Raw genomic sequence first — 23,830 nt, forward strand, 5'->3', positions numbered from 1 at the left:
CCTTCAGACGGTGACGGCCTGCGGGCTGCGCCGCTGGTCCGAACCCGGCACCGGCTCGGAGGCGTCCGAGCCGAGGGCCACGATCCGGTTGCCGCTGTCCACGTGCACGACCCTGGGCTTCAGTGCGCGGGCCTCGGCGTCGGAGACCTGAGCGTAACTGATGATGATCACCAGGTCTCCGGGGTGGACGAGATGGGCCGCGGCACCGTTGATCCCGACGACCCCCGAGCCGCGCTCGCCCTCGATGACGTACGTCTCCAGACGGGCGCCGTTGCTGACGTCGACGATGTGCACCAGCTCGCCGGGCAGCAGGTCGGCGGCGTCGAGCAGATCGGCGTCGATGGTCACGGAGCCTACGTAGTGCAGGTCGGCCTGGGTGACGGTGGCGCGGTGGATCTTGGACTTGAACATGGTACGAAGCATGTTGCACTCCCGGGTGACGGCTCCCTGCCTGCTTTCTGCAGGTCAAGGGCGTCCTGCACTGTACAACTGGCACGCGCCGGACTCGAGGATTGTGAGGAACGTCGCTTCGTGCGGGCGGTGGCACCCGTGAGCGGACGCACAGGTGCCACCACATAAGCTGGACGCAAACCAAGGGCAGGGGGCGGTTCGTGGCAGCGCAGGTGGTGTCGTACGAACTCGACGACGACACGGTCGTACGGTTCGAGATCGATCCCGCTGACGGGTTCCGTCAGGTCGGTGCGGCTGAGATCGTGGGCAGGGTCCGGGAAGCGGTACGCCCCGCCGTGGAAGCCGCCCGAGCCGTCCTCGACCAGGCCGCGGCCCTGCGGCCGGACGAGGTCCAGGTGAAGTTCGGGGTGAAGGTCAACGGCACGGCGAACTGGCTCGTCGCCAAGACTGCCACCGAGGCCAACTTCGAGGTGTCGCTGCTTTGGCGCCCCGATCGGGCAGCCGAGGCGGACACCGCCCAGCAGTGAACGCCACCCCTGCGCCGGGTCCGCGCCCGGGGTGCGACGGATGGGTGGCCGCGGTCCATCTGACCGAGTTCGACGACGAACCGCTCGGCTCCGGTTTCCTGATCGACGACCACCGGATCCTCACGTGCGCCCATGTCGCCTGTCCTTCGTGGGACAGGCAGAAGCCGCTGTGGGTGGCGTTCCCCAAGTCCGAGCAGCTCATGCATCGCAGGATCGCGGTGCGCGAGGTCGTGGCGCCCGAACCCGAACAGGCGCGTCGTGTCCAGGACATCGCCGTACTCGTTCTCGCGGAGAGCGCGGGGAGCCAGACTGCGGCCCGTTTGCGGCACCCCTTACCGGACCAGCTCGTCGGCGAGCCGTGGTGGTCGTTCGGATTCCCGGGCGGTGACCCGTTCGGCAACTCCGCCGACGGGGTGGTCGGGGAGGCGCTTGCCTACGGCTGGATCAGGTTGGACACGGAGTCGCGCTACCCGGTACAGGGCGGCTACAGCGGGGCCGCCCTGTGGTCTCCCACCTACCAGGCGGTGGTGGGTCTGGTGGGGCAGGCCAGCGCGGCCAACGGCGATGCCCGAGCCCTGACCCTTCACCAGGTCGAACGCTGCCTGCCGGAACAGAAGGTGGGACTGCTCGCCGCGTGGACGGCGGAGGCCGCCGGGGAGACGGCCCTGGCGGCCTGGGGCTGGTCACTCGACGACGATCCCGAGGCCGGACGGCACTGGAGGCCGCGAGCCCGAGGCGTGAGCACCGACGCGGAGCGGGGCTTTCGCTTCCGTGGACGTACCACCGCCATCACCGCCATCGTCGACTGGCTGACGGGTGACGGCGCGCCCCGTCATGTACTCGTCCTCACCGGCTCGCCCGGAGTGGGGAAGTCCGCCGTGCTGGGCCGGATCGTCACCTCGGCCGACGCGGGCGTGGTGGCCTCGCTGCCGCCCGAGGACGACGCCGTCCGCGCCCCGGTCGGCTCGGTGGCCTGCGCCGTCCACGCCAAGGGCAAGACAGCGCTGGAGGTCGCCCAGGAGATCGCGCGCGCCGCCTCCGCCAAGCCGCCCGCCGCACCCGAGGATCTGGCCGTCGTCCTACGCGCCGCGCTCAGCGATCGCGACGCAGCCGGCGACGTGCGGCCATTCACCGTCGTCATCGACGCGCTGGACGAGGCCACCACGCCGGAGCAGGCCAGGCTCATCGCCCGACGCGTCGCCCTGCCCCTCGCCGAGAGCTGCACCGACCTGCGGGTCCGGGTCCTGGTGGGCAGCCGTCGCCGGGACGACGCGGGCGACCTGCTGGGCATATTCGGTGCCGCCACCCAGATCATCGACCTCGACGAACCCGCCTACTTCGACCAGGCCGACCTGGTCTCCTACGCCATGGCCACCCTTCAGCTCCTGGGCGACGAACGTCCTGGGAACCCGTACTCCGACGACGCCGCGGCACTGCCGGTCGCGACTCGCATCGCCGAACTGGCCGACGCCAACTTCCTGGTGGCGGGTCTCACCGCGCGTGCCCATGGCCTTCACGACGTGGTCGCAGCCAGACCCGCGGACATCTCCTTCGACCCCACGGTGGCCGCCGCCCTCGACGACTACATGGCTAGGCTGCACCCCGTCGACGGGGTGCCGGCAGCCGACGTACTGAGCGCCCTCGCCTACGCGGAGGCGCCCGGTCTGCCTTTGTCGCTGTGGAGCACGGCCACTCGCGCCCTCACCGGCACAGCTCCGTCGGAAATCCGCCTCGCCGCCTTCGCCCGGTCCGCCGCCGCCAATTTCCTGGTCGAAGCCAGCACGAGCGAGCAGCACTCGGGGTGCTTCCGGCTGTTCCACCAGGCACTGGACGACGCCCTGCAGCAGGGGCGGGCGCAGACCATGTCGAAAAGGGCCGACGAACGGGCGCTCGCACGCGCGTTCCTGGCCTACGGGCAGCTCACCGGCTGGGACCGGGCACCGTCGTACCTGTTGCGTTCGCTGCCCCGGCACGCCGAGCGCGGGGGCGTCGTGGAGGAACTGCTGGACGACGAGCGGTATCCGCTCCACGCCGATCTGCGGCGGCTCATCGCCGCGGCGGGCGGTGTGAGGGGTCCGGCCCGCGCGCGGGGGCAGCTGCTACGCCAGACCCCGCAGGCACTCGGTCGCCCGCCTGCCAGGAGGGCCGCCCTGTTCAGCGTGACCGAGGCGCAGGAGAACCTCGGCGACACCTACCGACGGCTGGCGGCCGACAGCAGCTACCGCGCGGCCTGGGCCGCCGTCGCGCCGCGCGCCGAGGAAGCGGTTCTCGAGGGCCACAGCGGCGAGATCGTCGCCCTCTGCACGATCGGCGCGCCCCCGTACACCCAGCTCGTCAGCGGCGGCGCGGACGGCACCGTGCGCTTCTGGGATCCCTTCACCTCCCGCACCACACGAGTCCTGGCCAAGAAGGACGGGGTGGGCGGCGTCATGTGCGCGTTCGACGACGGCGACCGAAGCTGGCTCGCCGTCGCGTCGGGCGACGAGGTGAGCCTCTGGGACGCCTCCGAGCGCCGGGGGTTCGGGCGGCTGCGGGGACACAACGGCCGGATCAACGACATGTGCGTGCTGGAGACCTCGGACGGGCCGAGGCTGGCCACTGCTGGTTCGGACGGGACCGTACGCGTGTGGAATCCGTTCGTCCGGCGCGCGGAGCGGGTGCTGCGCGACCACGCCGACTGGGTCACCAGCGTCTGCGCGGTGCGGACCGGATCCCACACCGTGCTGGCCTCCGGCAGCGAGGACCACACGATCAGAATCTGGGACGCGGACGGGCGGTGCCTGCAAGTGCTGAGCGGCCACACCGCGTCCATCAACGCGGTGTGCACGGCGGCCTTGGACGGTGTGACCCGCCTGGTGAGCGCCGGGTCGGACCACACCATCCGAATCTGGGACCTCACGGAGGGTCGGTGCCTACGGGTGATTCGGCTGCCCTACGTGGTGGTCAACCTTCGTGCCGTGCAAGCCGCCGGACGGACTCTGCTCGCCACCACCAACGACAACGTCATCGCGCTGTGGGATCCAGTCAGCGGCGCCGAGGACCAGAGCCTGAACGGCCACGTCGACGCCGTGTCCGCCCTGTGCGTTCTGGACTTCGACGGCCGGACGCTGATCGCCAGCGGCGGCGAGGATCACACCGTCCGCCTGTGGGACCCGGCCAAGCCCCCGGCCGACCGTGCGACCGCCGTGCGCTCGGTGTGCGCCGTGCCTGGCGACGACCATTCTCTGATGGCCTACGCCGGCGACGAAGGGACAGTGTGGCTGCGGGACGTCGCAGACGGCACAGTCCGGGGCAGCGTGGGCCGGGAGCCCGACTGGATTCGGGCCCTGGGCGCGGTCGACCTCGGCCCGGAGGTGCGGATCGTCGCGGGCGGGGACGGCGGGATCACACTGTGGGAGTCGACCGGCCGGACGGGGCCGGTGACGCGACGACTGCCGCGCGCCGTCTATGCCGCGTGCGAGGTGCCGTTCCAAGGGCAGCCGATGGTGGCGACCACCGGCGCGGACGGAGTCGTACGGCTCTGGGATCCCTGGTTCCTCCGCCCCGTCCGCACCTTGCCCGGTCACAGCAACGGCTACGCGTTGTGCAGGCTCGACCTCGACGGCCTCCCCCCGCTGATCGTCACGGCCGGGGCGGGCGTCCGGGGCGGCATCTGGCTGTGGGACCCCCACACGGACGAGCCCCGGCAGACCGCGGCCGGCTGCTTCACGACGGACGTGTACGCCCTGTGCGCCGTCCGGGCGGACGGGCGCGCTGCGCTGGCGTCGGCGGACGCCAGGGGCGCAGTGACCCTCTGGGATCCGCAGACGGGGGCCGTCATGGCCGAAACGGCTGGGCACGAGACGTCGGCCAACGCGCTGACGGCCGTGGACCTGGGCGGGCGCGTGTTGCTCGCGTCCGCGGGCACCGACCGCACGGTCCGACTGTGGGAGCCGTCCACCGGTGCGATCGTGGAGGAGATTCCCGTGCGCCATCCCGCCTACGCCCTGGCCTGGACTGCGAGCCGCCTAGTCGTGGGCCTGGAACAAGGAGTGCTGGCGCTCTCCCTGGACGGACTGCGCCCGAAGCCGTAGCGCCGCACTGTCCCGTCATCGGGTCAGACACATCCGCTGAGCACCTGTGTGCGGAACGAAGAGGATGCCCCTCACCCCGCCTGCCGCGCGGCCCGCGTGGCTGCCCCGCGACCGCCCGCTCCTTCCCAGCTCCAAGACTCCCCGCAGAGCGAAGCGGGGACCTGGTTCGGCCCCCGGTCGCATCGGCGTGCGTGGTGTCGGTGGAGTTCAGACGGTGGTGATCCGGATCGTGTCGACCAGTGCCTCGGCGGTGCGCAGGGCGTCCGCCGACGTGGCTCCCCTGGTCATCACCGAGCCCACCCGGTCCCAGGAGCTCTGCAGTTCGCGCACGGTGTCCCCGGGCTTCAGGTGCAGCGAGAGCGAGAGGACGTCGGGCAGCCGGCCGGCCTCCTCGGCTCCGTCGACCGCCACCACCTCGCCGGGTACCGCCTCCATGAAGCGGACCGCGGCGCCGCCCGCCGCCCTGCGCGGCAGCGGCTCCGGCCGGAGGCCCCGCATGACGGTGTAGAACGCCCCGGCCAGATCGATCCGGTACGCCTCCTCGATCAGCATCGGGATGCCGTCGCCGGGGAAGCGGCCCGCGCACTCCACCAGGTAGGGGCGGCCGTCGCTGACGATCCACTCGCAGTGCACCATGCCGCTGCCGAAGCCGACCGCGCGCAGCACCGCCTCGGTCTGGGACACCAGCAGGTCGTTCAGCTCGTCCGGGAGGTCGGCGGCCGGCACCGTGTGCCCCAGCTCGACGGGGCGCGGACCGGGGTAGAGCAGCTTGCCGGTGACGTTGGAGAACAGCACCTCGCCCTCGCGGACCAGCAGTTCGACGCTGTACTCCGTACCGTGGACGTACTGCTCGATGATCATCCGGAGTTCGCGCTCGCGGTCCGGCACCCGGTCGCCCTCGTCCTGGCTGGTGCACTCGACCCAGGTGGAGTCCAGGTCGTCCAGCGAGTGCAGCACCTTGGTGCCGACGGAGGCCTGCCGGTTGGCGGGCTTGAGGACCAGCGAGCCGGGGTGGGCGGCGGCGAACTCCCGTACCTCGTCCGGGGAGGTGACCTCCCGGGACGCCGGGTTGGGGACGCCGGCGGCCCGGGTGACCCGGCGCAGCAGCGACTTGTCCCGCATGATGCCGGCCGCTCCGGCGCCGGCCCCGGGCAGGCCGTACCGCTCGGCCAGCCGGGCCGCGAACGGTGTGGCGTACTCGACCAGCGGGGCGACGACCTCCGGGGCGAGGTCGGGGTAGGTGTTGTAGAACTCGTCCGCGGCGGCGGGGAGCTGGTACTCCCACTCGATCAGTTCGCGCAGTATCTCGGCGCCTTCGAGGGCGCTCTTGACGTCCTGCTTGCGGATCACGTCCGGCTCGTCGATGACGATCACCGAGTTCGGGGCGAACTCCTTGATGTAGGGCAGGATGTTGACGAATCCGACGATGATCCAGGGCTGCTCGGTCATGATGCTTCTCCTGTACCGGGACGGGGGGCGGGGGACGGGGGGCGGGGGACCGGGGGCGGGGTCGCGGGTCAGTGGTCAGCGGGCAGTGGTCAGGGGTCAGTGGCGGAGTTCGAGGGTGCAGCACTTGACGCTGCCGCCCGCCTTGAGCAGCTCGGACAGGTCCACGTGGTGGGTGCGGAAGCCGTGGGCGCGGAGCTTGGCCGCCAGGCCGGTGGCCGGTTCGGGGAGGATGACGTTGCGTCCGTCGGAGACGAGGTTGAGTCCGAAGAGCAGGGCGTCCTCCTCGTCGGCGAGGACGGCCTTCGGGAACAGGCTCTCCAGTACGCGCACGCTCTCGGCGTCGAAGGCGCCGGGGTAGTACACGATCTCGTCGTCGTCGAGGGCGGCCAGGGCCGTGTCCAGGTGGTAGAAGCGCGGGTCGACGAGTTTCAGGCTGATCACCGGGCGGCCGAACAGTTGCCGGGCCTCGTCCTGGGAGCGGGGGTCGGAGCGGAAGCCGTTGCCGGCCAGGACGGCCCGGGCCGTCGTCACGTAGTCTCCCTCGCCCTCGCTGGTGAAGGCGGCCTGGACCACTTCCGTATAGCCCCGGCCGCGGAACCAGTCGGCCCAGAACCCGGCCTCGGCCTGGCGCTCGGGGTGACGGAACTTGGAGACCAGCACCTTGCCGTCGACCACGAGGGCGCCGTTGGCGGCGAACACCATGTCGGGCAGCCCGGGGGCGGCGTCGATGGTGCGGACCCGGTGGCCGAACTCGACGTACAGGGCGCGCAGGTCCTCCCACTGGGCGAGGGCCAGTGCCTTGTCGGTGGGCTTCTCGGGGTTCATCCACGGGTTGATGCTGTAGGTGACCTCGAAGTGCTCGGGGCGGCACATCACGTAGTCCCGGGTACGGGCCTGGCGCTCGGTCAGTTCCAGTGCGGGCGCGAGAAGTTCGGTCATGAGAAGGGCCCTTCGAAGTGAGGATGCGGTGAACGGGGGCGCTGGTGCGCGGTCAGCCGGTGATGCCGAGGCTGAGGGGGAAGGCGGGCCTGGCGCCGAGGAGATGGGCGCCGGCGGACTGCAGGATCTTGTCCTGGGCCACCACGTGCTGGCACATCGTCATGGTGTCGCGCAGCCAGCGGTCGAGCGGGCTGGGCTTGTAGATCGAGGCGGTCTGCATCAGGTCGTACAGGCGCATCACGATGGAGCGGGCGGAACGGAAGGCGTGCAGCCGGGAGAGGGGCAGCGCGGCGCGCTCGTCGGGGGTGAGGTCGTCGAGGGTGCCGCCCGCCGCCAGCACCTCCCACTGGCGCTCCATCGCTGCGTAGACCGCGGCGCGGGTGGCGTTGAAGTCGGCCTCGCACTCGGCCAGTCCGACCTGGATCCGCCAGTTGTCGGCCCAGCCGCCACCGCCGGGCGGGGACTTGGCCACCACCTGCTCGCGCACCCAGTCCAGCGCGGCCCGGGCGACGCCGAGCGGGACGCCGGGCATGTTGCGCATGTGCACCTCGGGCTGGGCCAGCGGGCCCTCGCCGTTGCGTACCGTGCCGAAGGTGAGCGTGCGGCCCTCGGGGACGAAGACGTCGTGGATGGCGTAGTCGCAACTGCCGCTGCCCGCGAGGCCGGTGGTGTTCCAGGTGTCGATGATCTCGACGTCGGACTGCGGCACCATCAGCAGGATGGAGTCGTGCGACCCGTCGACCAGGTAGGGTTCGCCGTCCTCGTAGATGAAGGCGCCGGAGATCACCCAGTCGGCGTGGGTGATGCCGCTGCCGAACTGCCACTTCCCGGTCAGCCGGTACCCGCCGTCGACGCGCTCGGCCCGGCCGGTGGGGAAGAGCAGGCCGGCGGTGGTCATGTCCAGCCGGGGGAACATCTCCTTGGCGACCCGCTCGTCGAGGAACGAGGCGTACAGGCCGGAGTCCATCCCGATCATCACGGCCCAGCCGGCCGAGGAGTCTCCGTAGGCCAGGGCCTCGACCACTTCGGTCTGCTCGACCGAGGTCAGCTCCGGGCCGCCCCATGCCTTGCTGAAGCCCATCCGGAACGCGCCGGTCGAGCGGATCAGTTCGACGACGTCGGCGGGCAGACGGCGGTTCTGCTCGATCTCGACCGCGCGCTCCCGCAGCCGCGGGGCCAGTGCCCGGGAGGCGGCGAGGATCTCGGCGGCGGTGTTGGGAATCGCCTGGGTGTGCGTCATGTCAGGACTCCTTGGCCGTGGCGGTCGCGAGCTGGTGGAAGTTGCCGTGCAGGAAGAGCAGGGGAGGCTGCTGGTCGCGGACGCCGGTGGAGACCACCTCGCCGATCAGCATCGTGTGGTCGCCGAGGTCGAAGCTGTCCCAGAGCACGCACTCCAGGCTGCTCTGCGCGTCGAGCATCAGGGCTCCGGTGGCGGGGCCGGGGTTGGCGTCGAGGGCGGCGACGGCCTCGGCGCGGGCGTCGCGGCCCTTGGCGAGGCCCCGGGCCAGCGGCTCCGCTTCGCTGTCCAGGATGGAGACGGCCCACTTCTTGGTCTCCAGCAGATCGCCCAGGAACTGGGAGTCGCGGTGCAGCGAGAGCGAGACCAGCGGCGGGTCGAGCGACACCGAGGTCAGCGAGTTGAGGGTGACGGCGTCGTGGCGGCGAGAGCCCCCGCGGTCCGTGTAGGTCGTGGCGACGCAGACTCCGGTGGCGAAGTTGCGCATCGTGCCGCGCAGATCGGGTGACATGACGGCTTCTCCTCGGTACTAGACGGCCTGGCGGAAGGTGAAGACCCGGTCGGGGTCGTAGCGGTGCTTGATCTCGCGGAGCCGGGCCAGGTTGGGGCCGAAGTAGGCGGCCTGGGCCTCGGGCAGGTCGGGGTCGGCGAAGTTGACGTAGGAGGCGTCCCGGGCGTGGGCGCCCATCGCGGCGTGCAGCTCGGTCAGCCAGTCGAGGTTGGCGCGGCGCACGTCCGCGGGGTCGTCGGTGGACCAGGAGGTGTCCATGGAGATCAGGAAGAGCACGTCCCGGTGGGGGAAGGCGGTCTCGGTGACGGGCACCCGGTTGATGGCGCCGCCCCAGGTGAACAGGGCGATACCGGCGCCGTCGGGGTTGCCACTGCCGGGCCACTTGCGCAGGGCGGTCAGGACGGTGTCCACGCCGGCCTCGGTGAGCGGCTCGCCGACCGTGCGGGTACGGACCGCGAACGGGTCCCCCGAGGTCTCGTGGCGCAGGTAGTCCTTGGCCTCCCAGTAGCCGCGGTCCTCGATCTCCACCGTGGAGGGTGAGCCGGTGGCCAGGGCGGGCGCCAGCAGGGCGCGCAGCTCCGAGGCCGGGCCCAGGTGCTGGCCGATCACCGAGACGATCCCGTCGTCGTCCCCGGCCCGGCTCACCCCGATCCGGGCGGCGAACCGGTCCGGCGCGTCCCGCATGATGCGCTGCATCACCGGCAGGACCGCCTCGGCGTCGTCCAGCGGCCACACCACCAGACAGGTGGAGCTGTCGACCGTCGGGCGGGCCTGGAAGGTGAAGGAGACATTGATCCCGAAGTTGCCGCCACCGCCGCCCTTGCTGGCCCAGAACAGGTCGGGGTGGTTGGTCTCGTCGCAGACCACCAGCGTGCCGTCGGCGAGGACGATCTCGGTCTCCACCAGGGAGTCGCAGGTCAGGCCGAAGGCCCGGGAGACCGCGGCCACGCCGCCGCCGAGGGTGAGGCCGCCGATGCCGACCTCGTCCGAGTTGCCGAGCGGCACCGCGAGGTCGTGGCGCTGGAGCTCGGCGTACAGCTCGCCGGAGCGGGCTCCGCCGCCGACCCTGACCAGTTCCCGCTCACGGTCCACCGTGACGGTGTTCAGGCCGTGCAGATCGAGCACCAGTCCCGGGGTGGCGGCCTGGCCGGCGTAGCTGTGGCCGCCGCCGCGGGCCACCACCGGCAGCCCCTGCTGCCGGGCCCAGGCGATGCCCCGGGCGACGTCCGCGACGCTCGCCACCGAGAGCACCCCGGCCGGACGGATGTCCGCGTAGCGCTTGTTGAAGGCGCTGCTGTTCTCGTCGAAACCGGGCTCCCCCGGCAACCGCACCGTTCCGTCGACCCGCTCGCGCAGGCCCTGCCAGTCGGTCATCCCGCTTCCTCCGGTTCGGTCACTTCCGTCAGGTACGAGACGCCGGTCTCCGAGCGCGGCGTGTACCGCTTCCACTCCTCGCGCAGGAGCAGACCGAACTCGATGTCCTGTTCCGGGGTGTTGACGGTGCTCCCGGCGATGACCTCGCCGCCGTCCAGCACCATCGTGTAGGCGAGGCGGAGGGTGCCGTCCGGCTCGCAGATCCCGTTCACGCTCCCCCGGCGGACGAGACCGCCGGCGAAGTCCGCCCACACCAGGTCGTCCTTCTGGTGGTACTGGGCCGTCACCCCGTCCGCCGCGGCCAGTTTGCGGAACTGGCGGCCGTTGTAGTCGATGCTCATACGTCCGCGTCCAGCAGTCCGGCCGGCATCTCCAGCCGTGCGGCGACGTCCTTGCGCTCCAGCGGGTCCGCGTCCAGTTCGACGGCCGCGAGGGCGGTGGCGAGGCGCTCCCGGCAGGCCCCGGTGTCCTCGCCGGAGCAGACCACGAAGGAGTGCCGGGAGAGGTATCCGCCGGGCGGGAGCCGCAGTTCGGTGCCCGGTTCGACCATCGGGGAGGCGGTCACCAGCCCCGGCAGTCCGGTCGGCACCCTGACCGCGTGGATGGTGGCGTCCTCGACCGGGTAGCCGAAGCGGATGCCCGCTACCTCGTGCCGGGTGAAGGCGGTGTCCGGGCGGTGCCCGGCCGCGACCTCCACCAGCAGCTCGCCGGTGTCGATCCCGGTGGCGATCCGGCCGAGGAAGGGGATCAGGTCCCCGCCGAGCCGGCCGTTGATCTCGATGATCACCGGGCCGTACGAGGTGAGCTTGACCTCGGTGTGGGTCAGTCCGTTCTCGACGCCGAGCACCTCGTGCGCCTTGGTCAGGACGTCGATCAGTTCCGGGTCCCGCAGCAGCGGGTCCGCCGCGTCGACGACATGGCCCACCTCCTCGAAGTACGGGTAGTGCCCGGTCTCCTTGCGGGCCACGAACAGCGCCCGGTACTCGCCCTCGTGGACGACGCCGTCGATGCTGATCTCGGGGCCGCGGGCGTAGCCCTCCACGATCGCCCCGCCCCGGAAGGGCTCGTCCCCGACCAGGCTGGCGTTGGAGGCGACCAGGTAGGCGCGGTCCAGCTGGGTCTCGTCCTCGGCGAGGACGACGCCCATCGAGGCGCCCAGCGCCCGTGGTTTGACGACCACCGGGTAGCCGATCCGGGCGGCCACCTCGCGGGCCTGTTCCAGGCTGTCGGTCAGTTCGAAGCCGGGCTGGGGAAGGCCGGCGGCGGTCAGCATGGACCGGGTCCGGTGCTTGTCGCGGCAGCCCTGCACGCCGGCGAGTCCGAGGCCCGGGAGCCCGAACTCGGCGGCCAGTTCGGCGGCCGGCATCACGAGCGGCTCGTCGTAGCAGAACAGTCCGACGACCGTACGACGGCTCGCGATCTCCCTGGCGGCTGCGCGGAGTTCGTCGTGGTCGAACACGTTGGCCACGGTGATCTCGTCGAAGTAGTCGTTCTGCCAGGTGGGCTTGAGGTTGTTGACCAGGACCAGTTTGAGGTCCAGCTCGGCCGCCCGACGTGCGGCGGACTCGATCAGGTACTCGCGGTAGACCTTGAGTCCGCTGCCGATCACCAGCAGCACGCGGTCTTCGGCGCTCATATCGTCTCCTCCCGGAAGTCTGTGGTGAGTGCTTCGAGAATCCGTTCGGCGACCAGCGGGGCGGTACGGAAGCCGTCTCCGCCGCTGGCCGTCCTCGCCCAGGTGTGCGGGCCGATCTTGACCAGGTGGGCGGCGCCGGTCTCGGCGTCCACCAGGTAGTGGCAGCGCTTGACCGCGATCACGCTGTAGCGGTCGGGGTCGGTCAGGAACCGTTCGGCCAGGACCTGTTCGGCCCACCGGCGCTCCTCCACCGAGGAGCCGGTGGTGACCGCGTCCGCCTCACGGCAGACCGAGGCCGAGCTGACCTTGAGCAGGGTCCCGTCCCCCGGCGGCAGCAGCCAGGCCAGGCCCGAGGTGCCGATCCGGCCGATCCCCGGGGTGTTCTCCCAGGCCGACGCCAGCTGCTCCGGCGGCTTGAGGTAGACCAGGGTCTGCCGGTGGAGCACCATCGGCAGGTCGACCAGGTCCTTGGACCAGGGGCCGGTGGCGACCAGGGTGAGGTCGGAGTCCAGGAACTCCGCATCGGGCAGGTACACCCGGCCGGTCTCCGGATCCACCGCCTTGACCTGCTGCCAGGGCCGGAGGGTGACGTTCGGCTGCTCGTTCAGCCAGCGGACGAGCACCTGCAGCGCGTGGTCGGCGAGCAGGACGCCGCCGTGGCGTTCCAGCACCCCGACGGTGTTCTCGGGGAAGCGGACGTGGGGTACGGAGTCCGGGTCGACCACGCTGACGGGCAGGTCGGCGGCGGCCGCGGCGGCCATCACCTCGTCCACCTCGTCGGCGGCCCAGGCGGTGATCATGCCCACCCGGCGGTAGAACTTGGACCCGGTCAGGGCCTCCAGCGCCATCCAGCGGCGGTGTGCCACCGCTACCCGCCGGGAGGCGGCGCGGTCGGTCAGGTCGAGGGCGCGGACGGCGCGGTGCTGGTCGAAGGAGGTGGAGCCGGGGTTCGGGATCGCGTCCCGGTCGAGGACCGTGACGTGGTGTCCCGCCAGTGCGCAGCGCACCGCCGAGAGCAGTCCGGTCACCCCGGCGCCGACCACCACTACGCGTCGTCTGTCGGTGGCCATCTACATCGCCTCGCCGTCCAGCCGCGGCAGCCGGCCCACGGTGATCTCGGTCGTCGGGTCGTCCCGTGTCAGCCGGGTGTCGACGCCGGCGCGTTCGGCGAGGTCGATCAGGATGGGGGCGGCGCCGCGCAGGACGGTCCGCACCTGGTGGAAGAAGTCGCCGGCCTGCGCGTCGGTCACTTCCCAGCGGTCCAGTCGGCCCAGCTGTTCGGCGAGTGTCTCCGCCGCCCGGCCGAGGCTGAAGGTGCCGAGTTCGTAGGTGGCGGCGAACCGTTCGGTGATGCGGGCGGCGGCCTCACGGGAGGCGGCGGAGACCGGCAGGGTCTGCCCGGTCCAGCGTTCGGCCTTGGCGGCCACCCGGTTCCACGGTTCGACCAGCCGGGCTCCGGTGACGGCGGCCAGGGCCGACCAGCCGAAGTTGGTGCGCTGGTTCTCGGGGCTGGTGGCGGCCAGGTGGTAGCGGCCGATGTCCCGCGGCAGTCTGTCCGCGAGCTCCTGGCCCCAGACCAGATGGCCCCGGCTGGTGGAGAACTTCTGGTGCTCCAGTTCGTAGAACTCGTTGGTGACGAAGCCGGCGGGCAGGGCGTACCGGTCGTGCAGGGCGAGCAGCATGGCCGCCCCCGCGATGGCGAACGGGAAGGTGTTGTCGAAGCCGAGGAAGTAGACGACCTCGGTGTCGGACTCCGGCCACCACAGCTGGTCGTCCTCGGCCAGCACCTCGCCGCGTGTCTCGGCGGACAGGCCGGTGGTGTAGATGGACCAGGCCATCGTCTCGGCGTTGGGGTTGACGCACTGTCCGGCGACCTCGGGGAAGGGGGCGGGGATGCCCCAGGAGATCGGGTAGGTGAGGGGGAAGTCCGGCAGCGGACGGGACAGCATCTCCTCGACGGCCTGGGCCATGTGCGGCCGCAGCGCGGCGCCGGTGGTGGCGAAGTACTCCCGCAGCCGGCCCCGGTACTCCTCCAGCGGCAGCACCAGCACCGGGATCTCATGCCATTCCAGGACCTCCTCGGGGTTCTCGGTGGAGCGGGCGTCGATCAGGTCGCCGGCGGCCAGCGGATGGCCGCAGCTCTCGCAGAGGCCGGCGCAGCCCTCGGCCAGGCAGTTCGGGCAGCCGCCCTTGACGAAGCCGTCGACCAGGTACTGTCCGGTGCTCGGCGCGTAGGGGAACAGGGTGGGCCGCAGGACCAGCTTTCCCTCGTCGTGGAGCCGGCTGACGAACCGCAGCACCTGCTTGGTGAAGCGCTCCTCGTCCCGGGTGAAGCCGTCCACCGCGATACCCATCGCGGCGAGGGTGGCCTCGATCTTGGCGGTGGAGTCGGCGACCAGGGCCTCGGGGGTGGTGCCCAGCCGACGGGCGGTGGTGACCACGAAGGTGGAGGTGTCCTGGGCGCCGGTGCCGAAGACGGTCTCCCGGCCCACGGCACGCTGGTAGCGGGTGAAGACGTCGGCGGCCAGGAACGGACCGGCCAGATGACCGAGGTGCAGGTCGCCGTTGGCGGTCGGGGCGGGCGAGATCACCGCCACGCGCTTGCTCATGCTGTGCTCTCCTTCTGATGGCGGGTCAGGAAGCTTTCCGACATGTCGGTGTCCCACCAGATGCCGTAGTACTCGAAGTCCTCGGCGGAGCCGTTGACCACCTTGTGGTCGCAGCCCGGCGGCAGGTGGACGATGTCGCCGGCGGCGAACTCGCGCTCGGCGCCGTCCACGACCAGGGCGGCACGGCCGCTCAGCGCGATGAAGATCTCGTACTCGTGGTGGCTGTGCGGGGTGGACTCACCCCCGGCCCGGACCACGCACCAGGCGCCCTCGAAGGGGGCGTTGAGCGCGTCCCAGGGCTGCAGGCGTTCGCCCTCGATGCCGTAGGCGGGGGTCAGATTGGCGCGGTCCAGTCGACGGATCTCCATCAGCGGACCCCGGTCGTGGCGCCGACGCTGCGGCGGTCCAGCAGGTCGGTGGTGATCTCGTGCGAGCGTTGTGCGAGCACGCTCAGCAGCGAGTCGGAGATGCCGTGGGTGCGCTCGTTGAAGCCCTGCAGATAGAGACCGGCGCGTGCCTCGCCGAGGTCCACCCGGTAGCGGCGGTTCACCTCGACCTGGTCGACGCCCACCTGGTCGGCCAGACTGCGGACCATCGCGGGCATGCGCTGGTCGTAGCCGGTGCCGAGCAGGACCAGGTCGCAGCGGAGGATCTCGACGCGGCCGGTCCTGCGGTCGCGCAGTTCGAGGACGACCTCGCCGTCCTCCTCGCGGGCCGCGATCACCTCGGTCATCGACCGGACGGCGGAGCGCTGCGAGCCCGTCAGCTTCTGCTCGTAGAGCTTCATGTACATCTCGTCCAGGAACGGCGCCGCCAGACCCGCGTAGTTGGTGAGGTGGACCTCGTCCAGGATCTGCTTGCGGGCGTCCGGGGAGCTGCCGTGGAACTCGTCGATGAAGGACGGGAAGAACAGCTCGTTGACGAACTTGCTGGTCTGGTAGTTCATCAGGCCGATCGAGCGGTGCACCAGGGTCGGCTGACTGAGCGGCAGGTCCTGGTGGACGGCGACGAACATCTCGGCGGCGCTCTGCGCGGCACCGATCACCACCACCCGTACCGGGCGGTCGATCGGGTACTGGGCGATACGGGTGGAGTACTGGGTGCTGTGGATCAGCCGGTCGTGCGGCAGGCCGGCGAACTCCGCGGGGATGTTGGCGTCGCGGCCGGTGCCGACCACCAGGTCGCGGGCGTCCACGGTGTCGCCGTCGGTCAGGGTGACGCGCCAGCCGATCACGGTGCCGTCGTCGGCCTTGCGCGGGGCCACGCTCTGGGCCCGGGAGTTGTAGCGGACTCCCACGTGGTCCAGGGAGTTGGCCACCCACTGCAGGTACTCGGAGATCTCCCGGCGGAAGGGGTTGAAGGTGCCGAGGTTGACGAACTCGTCGAGCCGGCCCTTGGCGTGCAGGAAGGAGAGGAAGGAGAACCGGCTCTGGGGGTTGCGCAGCGTCACCAGGTCCTTGACGAAGGAGACCTGGCTGCGGGCGAACGGCAGCAGCAGGTTGCGCTGCCACACCACGTCGTGGTGCTGCTCCAGTATCAGCGTGTCGGACGCCAGCCCGGTCGCGCCGGACTCCTCGATCGCCACCGCCAGGGCCAGGTTGGAGGGGCCGGCGCCGATCGCCAGGACCTCGACCTCGTGGTTAGTCATGCTCAGCCTCTCGTGACTCGTCCTACCGCTCGTTCGAGCGAGCAGGTGAACGGTCCGTCGTGCTGTTCGGATCCGTTCGATAGGACGAGTACAACGAGGTCGGCTGTTGATCGACAGGCTTGTCCGGAGCGCACAATCAACGGGCGCCGGACCGGAGTTGATCGGAAGGTCAGGTCAGCTGCCGGGACTCCGCCCTGGGCCGGATGCGGGGGAACGGCACCGAACGACGAGGCAGCAGGTTGTGGGCCGGATCGCGGTCGGCGACGAAGGCCCGCGCCAGGGGGTCGAGCCGGTACGAGCCGAACCGTTCGGTGGTCCGGAGCATGCCTGCCTCGACCAACTCGTCGATCAATTGATCGGCTCCGGCCAGGATTGATTCGTCGCCCCGCAGCTCCGGCTGCGGCAGGTTCGCCAGCCGGTCGAGCAGGTCCGAGGCCGGGTCGCCGAGTTGGACGTGGGCCGAGTTGAGGATCTCGCGCATGGAGAGGTCACCGACGCTCAGCCAGTCCAGCAGCGCCTCCGGGCGGTCCAGCCGGCCCACGGCGCCGCGCAGCGACAGTTCGGGACGGGCGAGCAGCTTGCGGGTGGCGATGTCCAGCGCCAGCGGCAGGTCGCCGCAGAGTTCGGCCAACCGGTCGGCGCTCGCCGGGTCGGCCTGGGCGCGCTCCGGCAGTCCCCGGGCGATCAGGGCGACGGAGTCGGCGCGCGGCAGCGGCTCCAGCCGGACCCGCTGGACGTCGCGCAGGCCGAGCAGCGAGGAGCGGCTGACGACGACGGTGGTGCTGGTGGAGGAGTCGACCAGCAGCGGGCGGACCTGCCGCTCGCAGTGCACGTTCTCCAGCAGGACGAGCACCCTGCGCTGGGCGAGCAACGAGCGGTAGAGCCCGGCCCGTTGGTCCACCGTCGCCGGTATTCGCTCCTCGGGCACCCCGAGGGCCGCGAGGAAGCCGCCGATCAGGGAGGACACGTCGTACCCTCCCTCGGGCACCGGGCCGACGACGGCGTAGAGCTGGCCGTCCACCATGTCGGGGGCCAGGTCGTGCGCGTGCTGCAGGGCCAGTTCGCTCTTTCCGACACCGATCGGGCCGCTGATCAGCACCGGACCGGCCGGGGCGGCGGCGAGCCGGGCCAGTTCCTCGGCGCGGCCCGCCGATCCCTGCGGGCGGGGCGGCAGTTGGAAGGGCTTCGGCAGGGTCGGCGTCGGGCCCTGCGGGTCCGGGGGTACGGCCCCGGCCGCCGCTTCGGAGGGCGGCGGCGCGGCGGGGCGCGGTGGCGTCACCGGGACCCCGCTGCCGGCCGCCGCCAGCCAGCGCCGGCGCCATTCCTCACGGTCACCGTCGCAGGCGGCCACATACGCCAGGGCGACCTGCAGCGTGGGCAGCCGGTGCCCGTTCGCCGCGCTGGACAGGACCGAGGCCGAGTACATGGCGGACTTGGCCATGTCCCGGTACGTCGGACTGCCGGCCTCGATCCGTAGTCGGCGCAGCCGGCCGGCGAAGTCCGCGACCGCTCCGCCCGCGGCGTCCACCGGTTTCTCCGGTCTCCCCATTTCCATCCCCTAGATCTCTCGTATACGTATCGGATGGGCTCGTATACCTGTGGAAAGCGCGAGGGGCGGACCAGTCCGGTGTCACCGACCGACCCGCGCCCCCGTGCGCGGGTATGTCTTCGGGCCGCGCGGTTCTCCCGTGGGTCTCCCGCCGTCTCAGCGGCTGAAGCTGCTGTTCACCGCGCCGAAGTCGAGCGCGTCGGCCAGCACGTCGTACGTGCCCTTGCCGACCATCTCGGCGGCGGCCCGCTGGGCCACCGTGTAGGCGGCCTGGGCGATGGCGGTGCCGACGCTGACCCGGCGTACGCCGACCGCCTCGAACTCCGCCACCGTCGGCGCGCCCGGCCCGGCCATCACGTTGACCGGCAGCGGCTGGCCCTTGACCAGCTCGGCGATCACCGTGAGGTCGAGCAGGCCCGGCACGAACAGGACGTCCGCCCCGGCTTCGGCGCAGGCCGTGGCGCGGGCCAGTACGTCGGCCTGCCGGCCCTCGGGCGCGCCGATCTGGAAGAGGAAGACGTCGGTGCGCAGGTTGATCACCAGCTCGGGCAGCCCGGCGCGCTCCGCGGCCTGCCGCGCGGCACGGATCCTGGCCGCCTGCTCCTCGGCCGAGAACAGCTCGCCGCTCGGCTTGGAGTCCTCCAGGTTCACGCCGACGACGCCCGCCCCGATCATGGCGGTGACGGTCTCCGCCACGTCCTCGGGGGCGGCTCCGTACCCACCCTCGATGTCGGCGGTCACCGGGACGTCCACGGCGTCGACGATGCGGCGCACCAGGGTCGTCATCTCGTCGCGGGTGAGGGCCTGCTGGTCGGGCTTGCCCGCCGACCAGGACACGCCGCCGCTGGTGGTGGCGATGGCCTTGGCGCCGCCCTGGGCGATGAGCGCCGCGCTGCCGGCGTCCCAGGCGTTCGGCAGCACCAGTACGCCCTTCTCGTGCAGTTCGCGGAGGAGGACGGCCTTGACCTGCTGGTTGTTCGCCATGACGGCACCTTTCACAAAAGAGGATCTACTCAACATGCTTCCCTAAACGGGAATTACGGTCGACGGAACCGGGGTGACTCCGTCAGGTCGTGACCCGCGACCGGGGGCTCGGGCCCGGACCGGTGGGGGGGACCCGTGGTGGGACCCGTGGCCCGTCCGTGAGTCCGGGGTGGCGCCTCCGTGGAGCACAGTGGGGCGCCACCCCGGTTCGAGAGGGGACGGACAGGAAGGGGGACGGACAGGTGGAGAGGGACAGGAAGGGGGAGGGACGAGGAGGGGACGGATCTGAGGGAACGGATGTGAGGGGACGGGTCTGAGGGAACTGCTCGGAGAGAACTGATCGGAGGGGCTCTGGAAGGACGGTCTGACGCGGAGGGATCGCGGGCGTCAAACGACCGCGGGCTCCTGCAGCAGCGTCTTCTCGGGCTCCGGACGCTTCATCGATATGGACATGAACGCCGCGCCGATGCTGAGGGCACCGGCGACGTACCACGCGGGCGCGTAGCTGCCGAAACCGTCGCGGGTGAGGCCGGCCGCGGTGGCGGCGAAGGCGGCACCGAGCTGGTGGGCGGCGAAGATCCAGCCGAACACGATCGGCGCGGACATGCCGAAGTACTCCCGGCACAGGGCGACGGTCGGTGGCACGGTGGCGATGAAGTCGAGTCCGTAGAAGATGACGAACACGAGCATGAAGCCGGTGACCTGCTCGCTGAACAGCTGCGGCAGGATCAGCAGCGACACCCCGCGCAGCGCGTAGTAGGCGAGCAGCAGGATCCGGGAGTCGTAGCGGTCGCTGAGCCAGCCGGACAGGACCGTGCCGATGAGGTCGAAGATCCCGATGAGGGCGAGCAGCCCGGCGGCGGTGACCGTCGGCATGCCGTGGTCGTGGGCGGCGGGGATGAAGTGGGTGTTGACCAGCCCGTTGCTGGTGGCGCCGCAGATCGCGAACGCCATGGCGAGGAACCAGAACGCCTTGGTGCGGGCGGCGCTCTTCAGGCCGTCGATGGCGAGCCGCGCCGCGTTGTTGACGGCGGGCGGCGCGGGGACGATCTCGTCGGCGCCGTACGGCGGGATCCCGACGTCGGCGGGGTGCTCGCGGAAGAAGAGCAGCACGAGCGGCACCGTGGAGAAGGCCACCACGGCGACCACGATCGCCGCGGTCCGCCAGCCGCCCGGCGCCTCGGAGAGCTTCGCCACCAGCGGCAGGAACACCAGCGAACCGGTGGCACCGCCCGCCGAGAGCAGACCGGTGACCAGGCCCTGCTGCTTGACGAACCAACGGGTGCCGATCGTGGCGACGAAGCCGAGGGAGATGGCGCCGGCGCCCAGGCCGACCATCACGCCCCAGAGCATCACCAGCTGCCAGGACGCGGTCATGAAGACGGTCAGGCCGCTGCCCAGGGCGATCAGGGCCATGGCGCTCGCGGTCACCTTGCGCACGCCGAAGCGTTCCATCAGCGCGGCGGCGAAGGGCGCGGTGACGCCGTAGAGGGCGAGGTTGACGGACATGGCGAAACCGATGGTCCCGTTGGACCATCCGAATTCACGATGCAGCGGCTCCACCAGGGCTCCGGGGGTCGCCCGGAACCCAGCCGCCGCGACCAGCGCGACGAATCCGATGGCCGCGATCATCCACGGCCACATGAACTTGTGACGAATCATTCGCCCAGCGTGGTCGACTCCCGACCGCCCGGAAAGCGGAGCGCGGACACCTTGTCAGGTCCGCGCTTTCCATCGCCCGAGCGGGAGTTCAGCCTCCGATCGTGACCCGCCGCTTCTCGGTCGTCTGGTCGATGTCGGACGAGCGCACGGTCAGCGACACCGTCCACCTGCCCGCCAGCGGGAGCCGGACCTCGCCCACCCGGCGTCCGGCGCCGTCCGGTCGGAGCGTCACGCCCAGCGGTCCGAGGTTCTCGGCGGGCAGGGTGAAGGCCAGGGCGGCCTCGGGCACGTCCGCCGGGCGTCCGTCGGCCCCGGTCAGCCGCAGCTCTACGGTGCGGCCGCCGGTCGCCGCCGGGACGAGGCTCACCGTCGCCGTGCCCTGCGCGTTCGCGGTCCGGCCGCCCGTGTCGAACGGGATCGTCAGCGTGAGGGTGCGGTCCGGCGCGGCGCTCGCGGCCGAAGCGGCGGGGTCGCGCGGAGCGGACCCGGCCGCGCTCGCCGTGCGGGCCGGCGGTGTGGAGGTGAGCATCGTGGTCACCACGAGGACCGCCACGGCCAGAGCCGACTCCGCCAGGACGGAACGGCGCAGGCCCACCCGCGCGGAGTGGCCCCCGGTTCGCGACGATGCCTCAGCCGCCATGGGGGTGGCGGGAGTTCCCGCCTCAGCCGCCGAGAGGGCGGCGGGAGTTCCCGCCTCAGCGGCCGCGAGGGTGACGGAAGTTCCCCCCTCAGCCGCCATGGGGGTGGCGGACGTTCCCGCCTCAGCCGCCGTGAGGGTGCCGGGAGTTCCCCCCTCGGTCGCCGTGAAGGTGGCGGGAGTTCCCACCTCAGCCGTCATGGGGGTGGCGGAAGTTCCCGTCTCCGCCTCGGAGCGCAGGAGGGCGAGGCGGGAGCGGGAGAACCATGCCGCCCCGAGCATCAGGGCCACGCATCCGGCCTTGATCAGCAGCAGGCGCCCGTACTCGGTGTCGAACAGCGCTTCCCAGGAGCCCACTCCGCGCCACGACTGGTACAGCCCCGTCAGAACCAGGACCGTCACCGAGCCGACGGCCACCAGCGAGAAGCGCTCCACCGCGGCGGGCGTGAGCCCTCGGCGGAGCCCGACGGCCAGCGTCACCAGCCCGCCCAGCCAGGCCGCCATCGCCAGCAGATGCAGCGCGGTCGTCGGCAGGGCCAGCCAGACCTGGGCGCCCTCGGAGGCGTGGTTCGTCATGACCCAGGTCGCCGACAGGCCGACCGCCAGCAACAGCCCGACCGCGCCGAGACGACTCCGGGACCAGGACCGCTCCGTCGCGTCGTCGTCGGACTGCGCCTGCCCCTGCGACAGCGGCTCTGACCGGCCCTGCCTCCGGGCCTGGCCCAACTGCCCCACCAGCAGCACCAGATACACACCGCACGCGGCGAGCAGCAGCAGGCGGATCGCCAGCGCGACATAGATCCGCTCGTCCACGGGGACATGGGCTTCCGTCGGCACGGCATCCGTCGACGGCGTGATGCCACTGCCCTGTTCGTAGGGGCCGCGCAGCATCATCAGCACGATGGTGGAGCCCAGCAGACCGATCCAGCCGGCCGCCAGCAGCCCCTGCACCCGCCGGACCGCCGCGCCCGCCGGCCAGCAGACCAGGACGAACGCCACCGCCCCCGCCAGCAGCGCGAACGCGGCGTACGCGACCGCGCGACCGGTGCCGTACAGGAAGGCGATCAGGCCGTCCGTCCGGGTGCCCTGGAGTTCCGCGACGGAGACGGAGCTGGCGGACGGCTTTCCGACGGAGAACGTGAAGGCGCCGCCCCCTGGGTGCGAGTCCGCGAAGATCACCTGCCAGGCCACCGTGTAGGTGCCGTCCGCGAGACCGTCGCGCAATTTCACCCGTGCGGTCTCGGGCCGGCCGGCGGCGTGTCCCGGGGTACCCGTGTCGACCCGCTCGCCCGCCGGATCGAGGACCCGGAGCGAGTCGGCGGGCAGCGTCACGCCCTCGCTGAAGGTGAGTGTGACGGCGGACGGCTGCCTCGGCACGACCGAGTCCGGCGCCGGGTCGGTGGAGTCGAGCTCCGCGTGGGCGGCCGCGGTACCGGCCCCGCCCAGCACGATCAGCACGGCGGCGAGCACCGCCGTCAGCGCGCCGAGAGCCCGGCGCACCCGCGCGGATCCCCTGTTCATACCTGCCTGCTCCCCCATCGGTGGGCGATCGGCCCGCCCCGCTCACCGGCGGGGAGGGACGACGAACGTGTGCGTGCGGACGGCCGTTTCATGCGTGCGGACGGCCGTGCGGACGGCCGTGCGGACCCGGTCCCCGGTGCGCACGGCCCCGACATCATGAACCCTGCCGCGCCGGCGGGTTGTCGAGCGTCAGGGCGGTGCAGCGGACCCCGCCGCCGCCCTTGGCCAGTTCGGTCGTGTCGAGTTCGACCACGTCGAGGCCTCGGTCGCGCAGTGCGGCGGCGAGCAGCGGCGCGCCCCGCGTCATGGTCACGGTGGTGCCGTCGCTGACCAGGTTCAGCGCGAACCTCGCGGCCTCCTCGGCGGACACCTCGACCAGGTCGGCCCCGAGGCCGCGCAGGGTCCGCAGGCTGGGTGCGTCGAGGGCGTCCGGGCAGTACGCCAGCAGGCCCGGGGCGATGACACCGACGGCCAGGTCGAGGTCGTACCAGCGGCAGCCCGCCGTACGCAGCGGCACCACCTCGTAGTCGAGTTCGCGGGCCAGCACCCGGAGCATCCGCTCGTCGGTGCGCTGGCCGTACGCGGTGAGCAGCTGGTCGCCGTAGGCCAGCGCGTCGCCCTGCCCGCTGAACGCGTAGGGCGCCTCGATGACCTCGAACCCCCGGTCGGCCAGCCATTCCGCGAAGTATGGCACCTCGGCCTTGCGTTCGGGCGGGGGGCTGCCGAGCAGGGCCCGCTCGCCGCGGACGACGGCGGCGTTGGCGGTGAACACCATGTCCGGGCAGTCGGGTGCGGAAGGCACGTACTCCACCTTGCGGCCGGCCGCGAGGTGCGCGGCCACGATGGCCTGGTGCTCGGCGTGCGCCGCCTGGATGTCGGGCTGGACGGCCGTGTCCATGTAGGGGTTGATCTCGTAGTCGACCCGGAAGTGGCTCACGTCGGATACAAGCAGTTCGCTGTTCACGGTGCCCTTTCTGGTGGTCTGCCGGAGCGGCCCGGTCGGCCGGGCCCCGTACGTCTCGCGCGTCCGCGTCGGACCAGGTCGACGGTGTGTTCGGTCCGG

19 protein-coding genes are annotated in these 23,830 nt (G+C 71.6%); 2 read left to right on the top strand and 17 right to left on the bottom strand.

Going from position 1 to position 23,830, the window contains the following annotated elements; genetic code table 11:
* Positions 1-3: 3 nt before the first annotated feature.
* Positions 4-423: an aspartate 1-decarboxylase gene (gene panD, locus STRBO_RS0127520; RefSeq protein WP_028796873.1), complete on the bottom strand. Its 420-nt coding sequence runs from the start codon at positions 421-423 to the stop codon at positions 4-6.
* Positions 424-611: 188 nt separating this feature from the next.
* Here panD and STRBO_RS0127525 point away from each other — a divergent pair, with 188 nt between their 5' ends.
* Positions 612-938: a CU044_2847 family protein gene (locus STRBO_RS0127525; RefSeq protein ID WP_028796874.1), complete on the top strand. Its 327-nt coding sequence runs from the start codon at positions 612-614 to the stop codon at positions 936-938.
* Positions 939-982: 44 nt separating this feature from the next.
* Positions 983-5,011 carry a trypsin-like peptidase domain-containing protein gene (locus STRBO_RS0127530; RefSeq protein WP_005484415.1) on the top strand — a complete coding sequence of 1,343 codons (4,029 nt, stop codon included), beginning with the start codon at positions 983-985 and terminating at the stop codon, positions 5,009-5,011.
* Positions 5,012-5,218: 207 nt separating this feature from the next.
* On the opposite strand, the gene STRBO_RS0127535 is transcribed toward STRBO_RS0127530, so the two are convergent.
* The 16 genes from STRBO_RS0127535 to STRBO_RS0127615 all read right to left on the bottom strand — a co-directional run bounded on the left by STRBO_RS0127535 (position 5,219) and on the right by STRBO_RS0127615 (position 23,731).
* Positions 5,219-6,460, bottom strand: a complete 1,242-nt coding sequence (locus STRBO_RS0127535) for an ATP-grasp domain-containing protein (RefSeq protein WP_005484417.1) — start codon at positions 6,458-6,460, stop codon at positions 5,219-5,221.
* Between the two features lie 96 nt (positions 6,461-6,556).
* Positions 6,557-7,399: a dimethylargininase gene (gene ddaH, locus STRBO_RS0127540; RefSeq protein WP_005484419.1), complete on the bottom strand. Its 843-nt coding sequence runs from the start codon at positions 7,397-7,399 to the stop codon at positions 6,557-6,559.
* 52 nt (positions 7,400-7,451) lie between these two features.
* A complete protein-coding gene (locus tag STRBO_RS0127545) occupies positions 7,452-8,639 on the bottom strand; it encodes an acyl-CoA dehydrogenase family protein (RefSeq protein ID WP_005484421.1) in 1,188 nt (395 codons plus the stop codon).
* A gap of 1 nt (position 8,640) precedes the next feature.
* Positions 8,641-9,147 (bottom strand): flavin reductase family protein, encoded by a 507-nt coding sequence (locus tag STRBO_RS0127550; protein WP_005484422.1) that lies wholly within the window; start codon positions 9,145-9,147, stop codon positions 8,641-8,643.
* 18 nt (positions 9,148-9,165) lie between these two features.
* Positions 9,166-10,521: an FAD-binding oxidoreductase gene (locus STRBO_RS0127555; protein ID WP_005484430.1), complete on the bottom strand. Its 1,356-nt coding sequence runs from the start codon at positions 10,519-10,521 to the stop codon at positions 9,166-9,168.
* Positions 10,518-10,862 (bottom strand): avidin-fold protein, encoded by a 345-nt coding sequence (locus tag STRBO_RS0127560; protein ID WP_005484431.1) that lies wholly within the window; start codon positions 10,860-10,862, stop codon positions 10,518-10,520. Before STRBO_RS0127560 ends, STRBO_RS0127555 begins: the two co-directional genes overlap by 4 nt.
* Entirely contained in the window at positions 10,859-12,157 is a 1,299-nt protein-coding gene (locus tag STRBO_RS0127565) for an ATP-grasp domain-containing protein (protein WP_005484433.1), read from the bottom strand. The genes STRBO_RS0127560 and STRBO_RS0127565 overlap by 4 nt, the downstream gene beginning before the upstream one ends.
* A complete protein-coding gene (locus STRBO_RS0127570) occupies positions 12,154-13,227 on the bottom strand; it encodes an FAD-dependent oxidoreductase (RefSeq protein WP_028796876.1) in 1,074 nt (357 codons plus the stop codon). Before STRBO_RS0127570 ends, STRBO_RS0127565 begins: the two co-directional genes overlap by 4 nt.
* The gene (locus tag STRBO_RS0127575) at positions 13,228-14,766 is read right to left on the bottom strand and encodes a class I tRNA ligase family protein (RefSeq protein ID WP_005484437.1); all 1,539 of its coding nucleotides are present in this window, start codon (positions 14,764-14,766) and stop codon (positions 13,228-13,230) included. It lies immediately after the preceding gene.
* The gene (locus tag STRBO_RS0127580; RefSeq protein ID WP_005484439.1) at positions 14,763-15,134 is read right to left on the bottom strand and encodes a cupin domain-containing protein; all 372 of its coding nucleotides are present in this window, start codon (positions 15,132-15,134) and stop codon (positions 14,763-14,765) included. Before STRBO_RS0127580 ends, STRBO_RS0127575 begins: the two co-directional genes overlap by 4 nt.
* Positions 15,134-16,414, bottom strand: coding sequence for a lysine N(6)-hydroxylase/L-ornithine N(5)-oxygenase family protein (locus tag STRBO_RS0127585; protein ID WP_005484441.1), 1,281 nt, complete (start codon positions 16,412-16,414; stop codon positions 15,134-15,136). Before STRBO_RS0127585 ends, STRBO_RS0127580 begins: the two co-directional genes overlap by 1 nt.
* A gap of 169 nt (positions 16,415-16,583) precedes the next feature.
* Positions 16,584-17,963, bottom strand: a complete 1,380-nt coding sequence (locus tag STRBO_RS0127590) for a helix-turn-helix domain-containing protein (RefSeq protein WP_005484443.1) — start codon at positions 17,961-17,963, stop codon at positions 16,584-16,586.
* A 156-nt stretch (positions 17,964-18,119) separates the two neighbouring features.
* Positions 18,120-18,947: an isocitrate lyase/PEP mutase family protein gene (locus tag STRBO_RS0127595; protein WP_020115167.1), complete on the bottom strand. Its 828-nt coding sequence runs from the start codon at positions 18,945-18,947 to the stop codon at positions 18,120-18,122.
* Between the two features lie 387 nt (positions 18,948-19,334).
* Positions 19,335-20,609 (bottom strand): MFS transporter, encoded by a 1,275-nt coding sequence (locus STRBO_RS0127600; protein WP_005484446.1) that lies wholly within the window; start codon positions 20,607-20,609, stop codon positions 19,335-19,337.
* Positions 20,610-20,697: 88 nt separating this feature from the next.
* Entirely contained in the window at positions 20,698-22,767 is a 2,070-nt protein-coding gene (locus tag STRBO_RS0127605; RefSeq protein ID WP_005484448.1) for a copper resistance CopC/CopD family protein, read from the bottom strand.
* 154 nt (positions 22,768-22,921) lie between these two features.
* Positions 22,922-23,731: a dimethylarginine dimethylaminohydrolase family protein gene (locus STRBO_RS0127615; RefSeq protein ID WP_005484450.1), complete on the bottom strand. Its 810-nt coding sequence runs from the start codon at positions 23,729-23,731 to the stop codon at positions 22,922-22,924.
* Positions 23,732-23,830 lie beyond the last annotated feature (99 nt).

Origin of the sequence: Streptomyces bottropensis ATCC 25435, assembly GCF_000383595.1 — a bacterium.
GTDB lineage: Bacteria > Actinomycetota > Actinomycetes > Streptomycetales > Streptomycetaceae > Streptomyces > Streptomyces bottropensis.

Coding starts and splice junctions, on each gene's coding strand:
- panD (WP_028796873.1), bottom strand. CDS start 423: ATGCTTCGTACCATGTTCAAGTCCAAGATCCACCGCGCCACCGTCACC.
- STRBO_RS0127535 (WP_005484417.1), bottom strand. CDS start 6,460: ATGACCGAGCAGCCCTGGATCATCGTCGGATTCGTCAACATCCTGCCC.
- ddaH (WP_005484419.1), bottom strand. CDS start 7,399: ATGACCGAACTTCTCGCGCCCGCACTGGAACTGACCGAGCGCCAGGCC.
- STRBO_RS0127545 (WP_005484421.1), bottom strand. CDS start 8,639: ATGACGCACACCCAGGCGATTCCCAACACCGCCGCCGAGATCCTCGCC.
- STRBO_RS0127550 (WP_005484422.1), bottom strand. CDS start 9,147: ATGTCACCCGATCTGCGCGGCACGATGCGCAACTTCGCCACCGGAGTC.
- STRBO_RS0127555 (WP_005484430.1), bottom strand. CDS start 10,521: ATGACCGACTGGCAGGGCCTGCGCGAGCGGGTCGACGGAACGGTGCGG.
- STRBO_RS0127560 (WP_005484431.1), bottom strand. CDS start 10,862: ATGAGCATCGACTACAACGGCCGCCAGTTCCGCAAACTGGCCGCGGCG.
- STRBO_RS0127565 (WP_005484433.1), bottom strand. CDS start 12,157: ATGAGCGCCGAAGACCGCGTGCTGCTGGTGATCGGCAGCGGACTCAAG.
- STRBO_RS0127570 (WP_028796876.1), bottom strand. CDS start 13,227: ATGGCCACCGACAGACGACGCGTAGTGGTGGTCGGCGCCGGGGTGACC.
- STRBO_RS0127575 (WP_005484437.1), bottom strand. CDS start 14,766: ATGAGCAAGCGCGTGGCGGTGATCTCGCCCGCCCCGACCGCCAACGGC.
- STRBO_RS0127580 (WP_005484439.1), bottom strand. CDS start 15,134: ATGGAGATCCGTCGACTGGACCGCGCCAATCTGACCCCCGCCTACGGC.
- STRBO_RS0127585 (WP_005484441.1), bottom strand. CDS start 16,414: ATGACTAACCACGAGGTCGAGGTCCTGGCGATCGGCGCCGGCCCCTCC.
- STRBO_RS0127590 (WP_005484443.1), bottom strand. CDS start 17,963: ATGGGGAGACCGGAGAAACCGGTGGACGCCGCGGGCGGAGCGGTCGCG.
- STRBO_RS0127595 (WP_020115167.1), bottom strand. CDS start 18,947: ATGGCGAACAACCAGCAGGTCAAGGCCGTCCTCCTCCGCGAACTGCAC.
- STRBO_RS0127600 (WP_005484446.1), bottom strand. CDS start 20,609: ATGATTCGTCACAAGTTCATGTGGCCGTGGATGATCGCGGCCATCGGA.
- STRBO_RS0127605 (WP_005484448.1), bottom strand. CDS start 22,767: ATGAACAGGGGATCCGCGCGGGTGCGCCGGGCTCTCGGCGCGCTGACG.